Below are 12,909 nucleotides of genomic sequence, written 5' to 3' on the forward strand. Positions count from 1 at the left end.
TGTTGCGGCCCAGTTGGCCCGCCAAACGGAATGCCTTCCTAGCGTCTTCGACGTGCCATCACGTACCGATTCCACGCCGCGAGTGGCCGTGCTCGCCGACTCGGATACCCGCTGGAAATGGGGCGCTATGACAGCGTACCGGCTCCAACCGGACATTCGACTCGACGGGTACCTCCTCCGCGGCCGCGCCACTCCCACGGTCCGCCAGCTCGACGAGGTCGGCGCCCGTGCGGACGCGCTGCGCGAAATCCGGGGCGTCGACTTCGTGCGGTCCCTCGACCGTACGCGCTACGACGTCATCGTGCTGGCCTGCGTGGGCGGAGCGGTGCAGGCGATGCTGCACGGCCTGGCCCACGCCTGGAGCGCCGCGGCACCGCCCGCCGCCACCGGACAGCACCGCCCCGTCGTCGTCACCGGCTACGTCGGCGTGGTCTACGAGAAGCTCGCCGACGGGCTGCTGCTGCGGCACGGCGCCGATGTCGTGCTCGCCAACTCCCGGCACGACGCGGACCGCTTCCGCGAGGTCTACCGCGGCGTCGGCGCCGACGACCACAGCGTCGTCGAATGCGCCCTTCCCTTCCTCGGCGGCGCGCGCTACACCGGCGAACGCGGCCCGCACACCGTGGTGTTCGCCGCCCAGCCCTCCGTCCCGGAGAGCCGCGCGGACCGCGGCTACCTGCTCCGCAGGGCGGTGGAGCACGCCCGCACGCACCCCGGCCGCGAGGTGCTGATCAAGCTCCGCAGCAAGCCGGGCGAGCACACCACGCACATCGAGGAACTGCCCTACCAGAAGCTCGCCGCCAAGGTGCCCGGCGGCCTCCCCGCCAACTGCCGCCTGGTGTACGGCAACATGGGCGAGGTCCTGGACCGCACCGACCTGATGGTCACGGTCAGCTCGACCGCCGCCCTGGAGTCGCTGCACCGCGGCATCCCCACCGCCGTCCTCACCGACCTCGGCGTCCGCGAGGCCCTCGGCAACCACCACTTCCTCGGCTCCGGCTGCCTGGCCTCCTGGGACGAGCTGGACGCCGGCCACCGCCCGGTGCCCGACCCGCGGTGGCTGGCCCGGCAGGGCGTGGCCGCCGACGGGGACTACGACACGGCCTTCGACGCCGCCCGCGCCCGGGTCACCGCGCTGCGCGAGGCCGGCCCGCTGCCGCCGCTCGCCCCCTACTACACGCCCCGCACCGCCCCCGGCTACCTCCCCGGCATCCTCGCCCGGCACGGCCTCGACCCGCACGGCGGGCCGCTCGCCGGATACGACGAGGCCCCCGAGGAGACCCGCGGACTGCGCCGGGTCGCCCGCGAGACGGTCCGCGAGGCCGCCCGCGGCGCCTACCGCCACGGCGTCCAGCGCGTCGCCCCCGCCATCCGCCGCTGGGGGCAGCTGTGAACACCCGCCCGTCGCCCACCCCCAGCCGAACCGAGGAGCCCGCAATGCCACCCACTGTTGTGGCCGTCATCCCCGCCCGCGGCGGATCCAAGGGCGTGCCCGCCAAGAACCTCGCCGCCGTCGGGGGCGTGCCGCTGGTGGCCCGCGCGGTCCGCGAGTGCCGCGCCGCCCGCCTGGTCACCGACGTCGTGGTCTCCACCGACGACGCCGGGATCGCGGCCGCCGCCCGCGGCGCCGGCGCCCTCGTCGTCCGCCGCCCCGGCGACATCGCCGGCGACACCGCCACCAGCGAGGCCGCCGTCCTGCACGCCATGGACGCCTACGAGGCCGAGCAGCGCACCACGGTCGACGCGGTGCTGCTGGTCCAGTGCACCAGCCCCTTCCTCGTCCGCGAGGACATCGACTCGGTGGCCGCCGCGGTCGTCGAGGGCGGCGCCGACAGCGCGCTGACCGTCGCCCCCTTCCACGGCTTCGTCTGGCGCGACGCCGAGGCCGCCGAGCCGGCCGACGCCGCCGACCGCACCGCCACCGGCGGCCACGGCGTCAACCACGACAAGTCCTTCCGGCCGCGCCGCCAGGACCGCCCCCAGGACCTGCTGGAGACCGGCGCCGCCTACGCGATGGACGCGGCCGGCTTCCGCGCCGGCGGCCACCGCTTCTTCGGCCGCACCGAACTCGTGCGCACCGACCCCGCCCGGGTGCTGGAGATCGACGACCCGCACGAGCTGGCCCGCGCCCGCGCGCTGGCCCCGCTGCTGGACGCCCCCCGCCCCGGCGCCCTGCCGACCAGGGACGACATCGACGCCGTCGTCCTCGACTTCGACGGCACCCAGACCGACGACCGGGTGCTGATCGACGCCGACGGACGGGAGGTCGTCGCGGTCCACCGCGGCGACGGCCTCGGCGTCGCGGCCCTGCGCGGGGACGGGCTGAAGCTGCTGATCCTGTCCACCGAGACCAACCCGGTCGTCGCCGCCCGGGCCCGCAAGCTGCGGGTGCCCGTCCTGCACGGCATCGACCGCAAGGACCTCGCCCTCAAGCAGTGGTGCGAGGAAGCCGGCATCGACCCCGCGCGGGTGCTCTACGTCGGCAACGACGTCAACGACCTGCCGTGCTTCGACCTCGTCGGCTGGCCCGTGGCGGTCGCGAGCGCCCACGACGTGGTGCGCGGCGCGGCCCGCGCGGTCACCGCGACGCCCGGCGGCAGCGGCGCCATCCGCGAGATCGCCGGCTGGCTCCTGGGCCCGTCCCTCTGACACCCACCCCTCAGTCCCCAACCGAGTCCCCCCGCACGTCCCTGATCAACACGAAGGAATCTCCCCATGACCAGCACCTCCCGCCTCCGCACCCTCGGCACCCGCGAGGCCGGCCCCGGCCGCCCCGTCTACGTCACCGGTGAGATCGGCATCAACCACAACGGCGACCTGGAGAACGCCTTCGCGCTGATCGACGCCGCCGCCGACGCCGGCTGCGACGCCGTCAAGTTCCAGAAGCGCACCCCGGAGATCTGCACCCCGCGCGACCAGTGGGACATCGAGCGCGACACCCCCTGGGGCCGGATGACCTACATCGACTACCGCCACCGCGTGGAGTTCGACGAGGACGGCTACCGCGCCATCGACGAGTACTGCAAGAAGCGCGGCATCGCGTGGTTCGCCTCCCCGTGGGACGTCGAGTCCGTCGCCTTCCTGGAGAAGTTCGACGTGCCCTGCTACAAGGTCGCCTCCGCCTCGCTCACCGACGACGAGCTGCTGCGCGCCATGCGCGCCACCGGCCGCACCGTCATCCTCTCGACGGGCATGTCCACCCCCAAGCAGATCCGGCACGCCGTCGAGGTCCTGGGCAGCGACAACATCCTGCTCTGCCACGCCACCAGCACCTACCCGGCCAAGGCCGAGGAGCTCAACCTGCGCATGATCAACACGCTGCAGGACGAGTACCCCAACGTCCCGATCGGCTACAGCGGCCACGAGACCGGTCTCCAGACCACCCTCGCCGCGGTCGCCCTCGGCGCCACCTTCGTCGAGCGCCACATCACCCTCGACCGCGCCATGTGGGGCTCCGACCAGGCCGCCTCCGTCGAGCCCGGCGGCCTGACCCGCCTGGTCCGCGACATCCGCACCATCGAGGAGTCCCTCGGTGACGGCGTCAAGAAGGTCTACGACAGCGAGCGCGGCCCGATGAAGAAGCTGCGCCGCGTCGCCGGTGTGGTCGCCGAGGCCGAGGCCGCCGAGCCGGCCGCGGTCTGAGCACCACCGACGAACCGACGGGAGCCAAGGTGAGCTCACCCGAAGGGGCCCGCGCCGAGCCCGTCCCGCCCGGCGCCGAGGTCCCGCCCCCGGAGACGGCGGTCCCTCCCGCCCGCCGTCTCCGGGGGGTGCCGCGCCAGCGCCGCCGCGGCGACGGCGGGGGCCGGACCCCCACCGCCCGCGGCACGGGCACCCTCGCCTTCGTCGAGAGCCCGGTGCAGCTGCTGAACACCCTGGAATGGGCGCACACGGCACAGGCCGGCGAACTCACCGTCGTCGTGCTCTCCCCGCACGACCCGATGACCCGCGGCCAGCTGCGCCGGATGGCCGAACTCGCCCGCGACGAAGGCCATGCGGTGCGCTGGGAGGAGGCCCGCGGCGGCCCCACCGCCCCGGTGCGCACCATCGGCGGCCTCACCCCGCTGCTGCGCCGGGCCCGGCGCGTCGTCATCGGCGACCCGTTCTCCCGCTACGTCCAGCTGCTGCTCACCCTCACCAGGGCGCGCGACCTGGTCGTGGTCGACGACGGCACCGCCACCATGGAGTTCATCTCCCAACTCGCCCACGGCGAACGGCTGGTGCGCTGGCACCGCAACGGCAGCGGGCGCGGCGCCCGGGACCTGGCCTTCGCGCCGTTCTCGGCCACCGCCCGGCGCCGGCTCACCCCCGAGCCCGAGGGCGGCCGGCGCACCGTCGGGCTGTTCAGCTCCATGCCCGTCGAGGTGCCGCCGGGCGTCCACGTCACCACCAACGACTTCGCCTGGACCCGCGGCCGCTTCGGCCCGCCCCGGCTCACCCGCGCCGCCGACATCGTCGGCACCTCGCTGGTGGAGACCGGCGTCGTCGACACCGACCGCTATCTGGCCGCGGTCGCGGCCCTGGCCCGGACGCACGGCGCCACCCGCTACTTCGCGCACCGCAAGGAGAGCACCGAGAAGCTGCACCGGCTGTCCGCCGAGACCGGTCTGGAGATCGTCCGCCCGGACCTGCCGCTGGAGCTGATCGCCCGGCGCGGCCCGATCGGACGGCTGATCGTCAGCTTCCCCTCCACCGTCGTGCACACCCTGCCGCTCGCCCTGCGGGGCACCGAGGTCAAGGTCGCGGTCTGCGACATCGACCCGCAGTGGCTGACCGCCCACGCCTCACCGCGCGCGCAGGGCTTCCTCGACGGCGTCACCGGCACCGCCCGCGACGTCCAGCGGCTGCCCTTCACCCCGCGGATGGCCACCGGCTGAGGGCGGGACCGGAGGCGGGGCCGAGGACGGGTCCGGCAGCGGTGCGAGGGTGTCGGCACCGCGCATGAAGCCCTACTGCATACCCTTCGCATAAACCGTCTATGCGCCGAGCGGCCTAGATTTTCTTCCCCTAACGGGCTGAACTTTTGTTGATCGAGGGACAGTTGCCCCATCGGGACCCGTAACCTTCGCCGGGTGAACCATCTGAAGTCCCGCGATGCCGGCACCGCCCGTACCCCCGCCGGGGACCAGCTCCCCGGCGCGCTCCCCGACGCACTGCGCGCCGAACTCAGCCTGTTCCGCCGCGACTTGCACATGCATCCCGAGCTGGGCAACCAGGAGTTCCGGACCACCGCGGCGATCAAGGAGCGGCTGGAGCGGGCCGGGCTGCGCCCGCGGGTACTGAACACCGGCACCGGCCTGATGTGCGACATCGGCACCCCGGACGCCACCGCCGACGGCCGGGCCCTCGCCGCGGACCCGGCCCGCCCCCTGCTGGCCCTGCGCGCGGACATCGACGGCCTGCCCATCCCGGACACCAAGAAGGTCCCCTACGCCTCGACGGTCTCCGGCCGGGCGCACGCTTGCGGCCACGACGTGCACACCACCGTCGTCCTCGGCGCCGGCCTGGTCCTCGCCGAGCTGGCCCGCACCGGCGCCCTGCCCCGCCCGGTCCGCCTGATCTTCCAGCCCGCCGAGGAGGTGCTGCCCGGCGGCGCCCCCGACGCGATCGAGTCCGGCGTGCTCGAAGGCGTCGGCCGGATCCTCGCCGTCCACTGCGACCCGCGCGTCGACGCCGGCCGGATCGGACTGCGGGTGGGCGCGATCACCTCCGCCTGTGACCGGCTGGAGGTCGGCCTCGACGGCCCCGGCGGCCACACCGCCCGCCCGCACCTGACCACCGACATGGTCACCGCCGCGTCCCGGGTCGCCCTCGATGTCCCCGCGCTGCTCGCCCGCCGGGTCGACGCCCGCGCCGGGCTCGCGGTCACCTGGGGCCGGCTGGCCTCCGGCCACGCCTGCAACGTGATCCCGCAGCACGCCGAACTCTCCGGCACGGTCCGCTGCCTGGACCTCGACGCCTGGCGGCAGGCCCCCGACCTGGTCCACGCGGCGATCGACGAGATCGCCACGCTGCACGGCGCGAAGTCGCAGATCACCTACGTCCGCGGGGTGCCTCCGGTGGTCAACGAGCCGGTCACCGTCCAGCTGCTGCACTCCGCGATGGCCGCCCGCCGCGGCGAGGGCGCCGTCGAGGACACCGAGCAGTCCCTCGGCGGCGAGGACTTCTCCTGGTACCTCGAACACGTCCCCGGCGCCATGGCCCGCCTCGGCGTCCACCCGCCCGCCGAGACCACCCACCGCGACCTGCACCGCGGCGACTTCGACGTCGACGAAGTGGCGATCGGGGTGGGCGTCGAGCTCTTCACCGCCTGCGCCCTCCTCGACGGGGACCTCATGGACTGACGGCCGCCCGGGCCGCCGCGCCGCGGTCCGCCGAGCGGACCAGCCGGGCGTACGCCTCCGCCAGGGCGGTGGTCGTCCGGCCCACCCGGTACTCGTGCGCGTCGATCGACCGGACCGGTTGGACCTCGTAGGCCGTGCCGGTGAGGAAGCACTCGTCGAACCGGCCGAGTTCCTCGGGGGCGATGTGCCGTTCGACCACGGGGATGCCGAGGTCGCCGGCCAGGTCGAGCACCGTCTGCCGGGTGATGCCGGCGAGGAAGCAGTCGGCCGTCGGCGTGTGCAGCGTTCCCCCGGCCACGAGGAAGAGGTTGGCGCCGGTGGCCTCCGCGACGTGTCCGCGGTAGTCCAGCAGCAGGGCGTCGTCGAAGCCGTCCCGGTCGGCGGCGTCGCGGGCCAGGGTGCAGATGTTGTACAGCGAGGCCGCCTTGGCCCGGACCGGAGCGGTGTCCGGCGCGGGACGCCGCCAGCGCGAGGTGCCCAGCCGGATGCCGCGCTCCTTGGCGTCGGCCGCGAAGACATGCGGCCATTCCCAGGTGGCGAGGGCGACATGGACAAAGGCGCCCGCACCGGCCACGCCGATGTGCTCGCTGCCCCGCCAGGCCACCGGCCGGACATAGCCGTTGACGATGCCCTGCCGTTGGACGAGTGCGCGCGTCGCCTCGTCCAGCTCCGCGACGGAGAACGGGATGGCGAAGCCGAGTTCCCGCGCCGACGCGTGCAACCGCTCGGTGTGCTCGGTCAGTTTGAAGACCCGGCCGTCGTAGACCCGTTCGCCCTCGAAGACGCCGCCCCCGTAGTGGAGACCGTGGGTGAGGACGTGCAGCCGGGCGTCGCGCCAGGGGACGAACGCGCCGTCGAGCCAGATGACGCCATCGCGGTCGTCGAGAGCGGGCATGCTCACTGTGCGTCCCCTGCCGGTGCGTAGTCGATACGGATGAGGTCTGCGAGGTCCCGGTGGAACTCCTCCGCGTCCTTCGTGGACGGGTGGTGGGAGAGGATGAACGCCGGATAGCCGGTGAAGTCGGGGTAGGGGCGCACGACATCGCCCGGGTGCAGCATCTGGACGACATGGTCCACCCGGGGGTCGGCGGCCACCTCCGCCAGCCCGTGGAGGGCGGTGATCCGTCCCGCGCCCCCGCACGGCACGATGTAGTTGGCCGCCGCGCCCCTCGCCCGGGCCGGCCGCTGGTCCGGGTCGGGCAGCGAGCGCGGGGCGAGGCCCGCGGCCAGGCGCAGCGCGTCAGCGGCCAGATCGGTCCCGGTGACGTGCTCGGCGATGTAGTGGGAGACGCCCGAACCGCCGATGCGGGCGCCGAGTTCCAGCAGGTAGGGGCGCTCACCGCCGCGCAGCCGCAGCTCGGTGTGGGTCGGGCCGTCGGTCACCCCGAGCGCCGCGTGGGCCGCGACGACCTCGCGCACCACGGCGTCCTGGACCTGCGGCGCGAGCGGCGCCGGGGCGCGGTAGACGCCCTCCTCGAAGTGCGGGCCGACCGGCTCGCCCTTGTATCCGATGGTCAGCACTTGGACCGTGCCGCGGTGGGCGAGGGACTCCACGGCGAGTTCCGGGCCGTCCAGGAACTCCTCGACGACCAGTCCCGTGACCTGGTGCAACTTGCTCCGGCAGACCTGCCACACCTCGTCCACCACGGCGCCGAGCCGCTCGGGGCTGTCGGCCTTGGTCACGCCGAGGCTGGAGAAGCCGTTGGCCGGTTTGACCACCACCGGGAAGTCGAGCCGGGCGGCCGCGGCGGAGGCGCCGGGCTCGTCCAGGACGACGAAACCGGGGACGTTCAGCCCCGCTTCGGCCAGGCGGCGGCGCATGAGCCGCTTGTCCTGCACGGCCCGCGCGGTGCCACCGCCGAGCCCGGGCAGCCCGAGCACCTCGGCCGCGTCGGCGACGAACGGCACCGCCGGGTCGTAGAGCGTGGTGATTCCGTCAAACGGCCTGCTGCTGTGCCGTGCGCGCAGGGCGGCCAGGGCCGCGGCCGGATCGCCCTCCACGTCCAGGGGGAGCACCTCCACCACGCCGGGCGGCAGCCGGTCGGGGGAGACGGGCTCGTCGGGGCGCGGGACCAGGACCAGGTCGATGCCGGCCTTCCGCGCGCTGTCGAAGACCCAGGGGAGCGAGGTGCGCTGGTAGACCAGGACGACGGTGGGGCGCGGTGCGTGTGCTGCTGTCACGAGGTGCTTCTCTCGGGTTCGGCCGGGCTCAGGGGCTGGTGGTCCGCCGCGGCGGGCGTCGCGGCGGGCGTCGCGGCGGGCGTCGCGGCGGGCGCCGGGGGCGTCGCGGCGACCGTCATCCACACGCCCACGGCGCACAGCACCAGGAACAGGAAGTCCACCGGGCCCGGCGCGGGCGCCTCGCCCCACGCCCACTCGCCCAGCCGCACCAGGAACGGCACGGTCAGGGCGACGGCGGAGGTGAACAACGGGCCCTTGCGCAGGATCAGTTCATGGGAGAGCAGGAAGACGGGCGCGGTGAGCACCGCGCCGAGCGCCGCGACGCCCGCCCACTGACCGGCGCTGATGGTGCCCAGCGGTACGAGGACGACGGCGGCCAGCCCCAGCATGGCCGTGCCCGCGCCGGTGACCGCGGGGAGCGCGGCGATGGGGGGCACGTCGGACATGTGCTGGCGGTAGACGTAGCCGTACAGGGCGTAGGCGAACGTGCCGGCGAGGGCGAACAGGACGCCGGTGACCAGCACCCCGCCGCCGGCTCCGCCGTCCGCCGGGCCCTCGCCCAGCGCGTAGCCGAGCGCCGCGGCGACCGCGAGGACGGCTCCCACGACCTTGCGGAGCCCCGCCTGTTCGCGGAAGGCCACGATGCCGATGGCGAAGGTGAGGCACGGCAGGAGGGACACCACCAGGCCCACCCGGGACGCGCCGATCCGGTCGACGCCGAGCAGCGTCCCCGTGTAGTAGGCGAAGAAGCCCAGGAAGGCGAGGAGCGCGACGGCCCGCCACCGGCCGGCGCCGGCCCGGATCGCGGGCCAGGTCCGGGGCCGCAGCGCGGAGAGCGCGCTGATCGCCACGAAGCTCGCCGCGGTGCGGCCGGCCGCGACGGCCAGCGGCGGGGTGTCGCTGACCAGCTTCCCGGACACCACCCACCCGGTCGCCAGCAGCAGCACCATCAGGCACGACAGGACGGGCACCACCAGGCGGTCGTCGCGGCCCGCACGGGGCCCAGCCGGGCTCACCACTCCGCCTCGGCGAAGCGCAGCGGCGGCAGCCCGGCCAGCTGCTGCTTGGCCCGCAGCAGGACGCGCTGGTCCTCGGTGAAGCGGTAGCGCTGCTTGGCCTCGCCCTCCGGCAGATAGCTGCGGACCAGGGCCTTCGCGGCGGCCCGGTACTCGTCGTCGGTGGTGACCCGCTCCTCCAACTCCTCGACGGTGGCCACGTACTGGCGCAGGGCGTCGAGCGCCTTGTCCCGGTCCAGCCGCAGCAGCCCGCCGCCCTCGGGCGAGCCCGTCAGCGCGCCGTGCTCGCGCAGCCAGGAGTAGAGGAAGACGCCGGTGCCGGAGTCGAAGTTGCGGGTCGCGTCGTCCGCCAGCGGATAGCGGAAGACGCGCTCCAGCAGGATCATGTCGATCTGCTCCTGCGCGAACGGCACCCCGCCGTCCGCACACGCGAGGACGGTCCTGGCGTCGACCTTGGTCTCCTCCAGGAGGCCCACGAACCAGTTCATCTTCAGCGCGATGTGCTGATCGAACGGCCAACGCCCCTGGTAATGCAGGGAGTCGTGCAGATAGCCCCAGATCGCGCGGGCCTCGAAGCAGACCTCCGGGGCCAGGCCGGACGAGGCCCGCGGCACGGAGTCGGCGGTGAGCACCGCCTCGGCACCGGGCAGGGCGTACGTCTCGTGGATCTTCCGCATCTTGTTGTAGAAGAACATCGCGTACGCCTGCTCTTCGACCTTGTCGCGCGCGGCCACGTTCTCGGGGAAGAACACGATGCAGTTGCCGTGCGCGAAGCCGTGGCTGCCCGCGATCAGCACCAGCGACTGGCAGTTGTTCCTGGGGTGGGGAAAGTCCGCGGCCAGTCGCGGCAGCGCGGCGGGCTCCTTGCGCAGCGCGAAGAAGCAGTCGAGGCGCTTGCCGACCGGCGGCACGCTGTTGGTGCTCTGCGCGGGAGCCAGGAAGAACACCGGCGCCCCGTCCTCCGGCGGCCGGAGCGCGTCCCGGGAGCGGGCGAAGTGCGGTGCCCGGTCGAGGCCTTCGGCCAGCCAGTCGTCCACGTCGTCGGCCAGCGCGTCGGCCTGCCGGGCGTGCCCGTTGCGGCCGTACCAGGCGGTCGCCTCGTCCCGGATCGCGGTGAGCAGTTCCCGGTCGGCGGCGCCCGGCTCGGGCACCGCGCCGTTGTCGGCCTGGCGCAGCCGGAAGCGGTTGACCTTGGGGATGAGGGAGGCCGCGAGGTCCGCGGCCTCGGCCCGCAGGGCGGCGCCGAGCGGGGCATGGGCCGGCGCGGTCGTCACAGCTGCGCTCCGGCGGTCTCCAGCCGGCCGGCCGGCGCGTCCACCGCGAACACCTGGTGGATGGTGAAGATCATCGGCACCGGGCCGAAGTCCCGCAGGACGCGCAGCCCGTACCGCTCGGCGGCGACGATGGTCGTGATGCACCCCTCGCTGCGGCCCGCCGCGCAGTCGATGGCGGCCTGGGAATTGCTCGGCACCAGCCGGGACCCGGCCTCGGCGGGCACCAGTCCGACCGGGGCGGGGTGGGTGGAGACGGTGGCCGGGGCACTTGCTCCCGCGCTGGCCAGGACCATGTTGTGGGTCGGCATGAGGAAGCTGTCGACCATGTGCAGCCGGTGCAGGTTCGAGAACGTCAGGGTGTGCAGCGCCGGGTAGACCGCGCAGGCCGCCAGCGCGTGCTCCCCGTCGTCGGGCACCGCGTCCAGGGCGGCCTCCAGCGACGGGTGGAGTTCGACCGTCCCGTCGATGCCCCGGCGGTGCAGCCACTCGTGGGCGGCGGTCTCCAGATTCGTCCCGTGCGGGCCGAGTGTGTGGACGTGGCGGATGCGGTCCGCGCCTATGCCCGTACGGCGGCACGGCTCAGTGGCCATGGTCATGATTCCCCCTGCTGACGCGGTCCCTGGTGAGGCCAGGGGCCGGATCCCCGTGAGGGCCGGTGGATCTCACCGGCCCGGGGCGTCGGCAAACGGCACGACGCCCAACAGAGAAGATCAAACAAGCCGGGGCTGTCCCGTGCAAGGGATCTGGTACCGCTTCTTGCATTTCAAATGCACAAGTAGGGACAAATATGTCGTGCCGGTGAAAGTCCGGCTTTCCGTGGACGGCGGTGTGCGCCGCTTCCGCGGCCGGCGGCGCGAGGGCCCCTACGCCTCGAATCGATAACGTCCGCGCAGTGGAGGGTTTTGCGCCAGGTCTACGCGCGTTAATCTCCCACAAGCCAGCGCCAAAGGGGGCGCTTAGAGCGAAGGGAAGGCCCCGTGCGTCGGGTCATCAGGATTGCCGCCGCGGCTACCGCCACCACGTGTCTCGCGTTCACCGCCACCGCGTGCGGACAGAGCTTCGCCGAGGCCAATCGCGCCAAGCACGCGGGTGTCGGACTGGCCTTCGACATCGGCGGCCGGGACGACCACTCGTTCAACGAGGCGGCCGCCCGCGGTACCGAGGACGCCCAGAAGAAGCTGGGCGTCAAGGTCAAGATGCTCACCGCCAAGAACGGCGAGACCGAGGCGGACCGCGAGCAGCGGCTGTCGTCCTTCGCCGAGGCCGGCTACAACCCGGTCATCGGCGTCGGCTTCGCCTACAGCCAGTCCGTGCAGAACGTCGCCAAGGACTTCCCCGCCACCACCTTCGGTGTCGTGGACGCCGTGCCCCAGGGCAAGAACGTCGACGCCATGGTCTTCGCCGAGCACGAGGGCTCCTACCTGGCCGGCGTCGCCGCGGCGCTGAAGAGCAAGACCCACAATGTGGGCTTCATCGGCGGCGTGAACAACGCGCTGATCCAGAAGTTCCAGGCCGGCTTCGAGCAGGGCGTACGCGACACCGACCCGAAGACCAAGGTCGTCTCGCAGTACCTCTACCCGAACAACGACAAGGGCTTCAACGACCCGGCTGCCGCCAAGGCGAAGGCCGCGGGCATGATCGACAGCGGCATCGACGTGATCTACACGGCGGCCGGACAGTCGGGCGCCGGCTCCATCGAGGAGATCAGCAAGCACAAGGGCGTCTGGGCGATCGGCGTGGACTCCGACCAGTACCGCCAGCCCGGTCTGGCCCAGTACAAGGACCACATCCTGACCTCGGTCGTGAAGAACGTCGATGTGGCCGTGTTCGACCTGATCAAGAGCTACGAGGCGCACAAGCCGCTGACCGGCATCCACGCCTACGACCTCAAGCACCAGGGCGTCTCGCTCGCCACCTCGGGCGGCTTCATCAAGGACATCGAGCCGCAGATCGACGCGGCCCGGAAGAAGATCATCGAGGGCAAGGTGAAGGTCAAGGAGACGCCGTAGTCAGACGCCGCAGCCAGGGACGACGGTCCACCCCGGGACGCCCCCGGGGGAAGGCCCCCGCGTCCGCTGCGACCTTCCGGTCCCG

General features: G+C 73.3%; 11 protein-coding genes. 6 read left to right on the top strand and 5 right to left on the bottom strand.

Annotation, left to right across the window (positions count from 1 at the left end; genetic code table 11):
• The first annotated feature begins 88 nt into the window (after positions 1 to 88).
• The 5 genes from IEY78_RS09475 (at position 89) to IEY78_RS09495 (ending at position 6,344) form a co-directional block, all read left to right on the top strand.
• Positions 89 to 1,393 carry a DUF6716 putative glycosyltransferase gene (locus IEY78_RS09475; protein ID WP_189097369.1) on the top strand — a complete coding sequence of 435 codons (1,305 nt, stop codon included), beginning with the start codon at positions 89 to 91 and terminating at the stop codon, positions 1,391 to 1,393.
• Between the two features lie 44 nt (positions 1,394 to 1,437).
• Complete coding sequence (locus IEY78_RS09480) at positions 1,438 to 2,649, top strand: acylneuraminate cytidylyltransferase (protein ID WP_189097187.1); 1,212 nt, start codon at positions 1,438 to 1,440, stop codon at positions 2,647 to 2,649.
• A gap of 66 nt (positions 2,650 to 2,715) precedes the next feature.
• Complete coding sequence (locus tag IEY78_RS09485) at positions 2,716 to 3,642, top strand: N-acetylneuraminate synthase family protein (RefSeq protein WP_189097188.1); 927 nt, start codon at positions 2,716 to 2,718, stop codon at positions 3,640 to 3,642.
• A 29-nt stretch (positions 3,643 to 3,671) separates the two neighbouring features.
• Positions 3,672 to 4,877, top strand: coding sequence for a hypothetical protein (locus tag IEY78_RS09490; RefSeq protein ID WP_373294102.1), 1,206 nt, complete (start codon positions 3,672 to 3,674; stop codon positions 4,875 to 4,877).
• A 195-nt stretch (positions 4,878 to 5,072) separates the two neighbouring features.
• Positions 5,073 to 6,344, top strand: a complete 1,272-nt coding sequence (locus IEY78_RS09495; RefSeq protein WP_189097189.1) for an amidohydrolase — start codon at positions 5,073 to 5,075, stop codon at positions 6,342 to 6,344.
• Here IEY78_RS09495 and IEY78_RS09500 read toward each other — a convergent pair.
• Genes IEY78_RS09500 through IEY78_RS09515 form a run of 5 tightly spaced genes read right to left on the bottom strand, consistent with a single transcriptional unit; the run spans position 6,334 to position 11,411 of the window.
• Positions 6,334 to 7,239, bottom strand: a complete 906-nt coding sequence (locus IEY78_RS09500) for a branched-chain amino acid aminotransferase (RefSeq protein ID WP_229699813.1) — start codon at positions 7,237 to 7,239, stop codon at positions 6,334 to 6,336. The genes IEY78_RS09495 and IEY78_RS09500 overlap by 11 nt on opposite strands.
• A gap of 2 nt (positions 7,240 to 7,241) precedes the next feature.
• On the bottom strand, positions 7,242 to 8,525 hold the full coding sequence (locus IEY78_RS09505) for an ATP-grasp domain-containing protein (RefSeq protein ID WP_229699814.1): 1,284 nt from the start codon (positions 8,523 to 8,525) through the stop codon (positions 7,242 to 7,244).
• Entirely contained in the window at positions 8,522 to 9,541 is a 1,020-nt protein-coding gene (locus IEY78_RS34270; protein WP_229699815.1) for a DMT family transporter, read from the bottom strand. Before IEY78_RS34270 ends, IEY78_RS09505 begins: the two co-directional genes overlap by 4 nt.
• The gene (locus tag IEY78_RS09510; protein WP_189097192.1) at positions 9,538 to 10,815 is read right to left on the bottom strand and encodes a DUF6421 family protein; all 1,278 of its coding nucleotides are present in this window, start codon (positions 10,813 to 10,815) and stop codon (positions 9,538 to 9,540) included. The genes IEY78_RS34270 and IEY78_RS09510 overlap by 4 nt, the downstream gene beginning before the upstream one ends.
• Positions 10,812 to 11,411 carry a bacilysin biosynthesis protein BacA gene (locus tag IEY78_RS09515; RefSeq protein ID WP_229699816.1) on the bottom strand — a complete coding sequence of 200 codons (600 nt, stop codon included), beginning with the start codon at positions 11,409 to 11,411 and terminating at the stop codon, positions 10,812 to 10,814. Before IEY78_RS09515 ends, IEY78_RS09510 begins: the two co-directional genes overlap by 4 nt.
• Before the next feature lie 381 nt (positions 11,412 to 11,792).
• Here IEY78_RS09515 and IEY78_RS09520 point away from each other — a divergent pair, with 381 nt between their 5' ends.
• Complete coding sequence (locus tag IEY78_RS09520; RefSeq protein WP_189097193.1) at positions 11,793 to 12,824, top strand: BMP family lipoprotein; 1,032 nt, start codon at positions 11,793 to 11,795, stop codon at positions 12,822 to 12,824.
• The last annotated feature ends 85 nt before the right edge of the window (positions 12,825 to 12,909 follow it).

Origin of the sequence: Streptomyces kronopolitis, assembly GCF_014646275.1 — a bacterium.
In the GTDB taxonomy this organism is placed as follows: domain Bacteria; phylum Actinomycetota; class Actinomycetes; order Streptomycetales; family Streptomycetaceae; genus Streptomyces; species Streptomyces kronopolitis.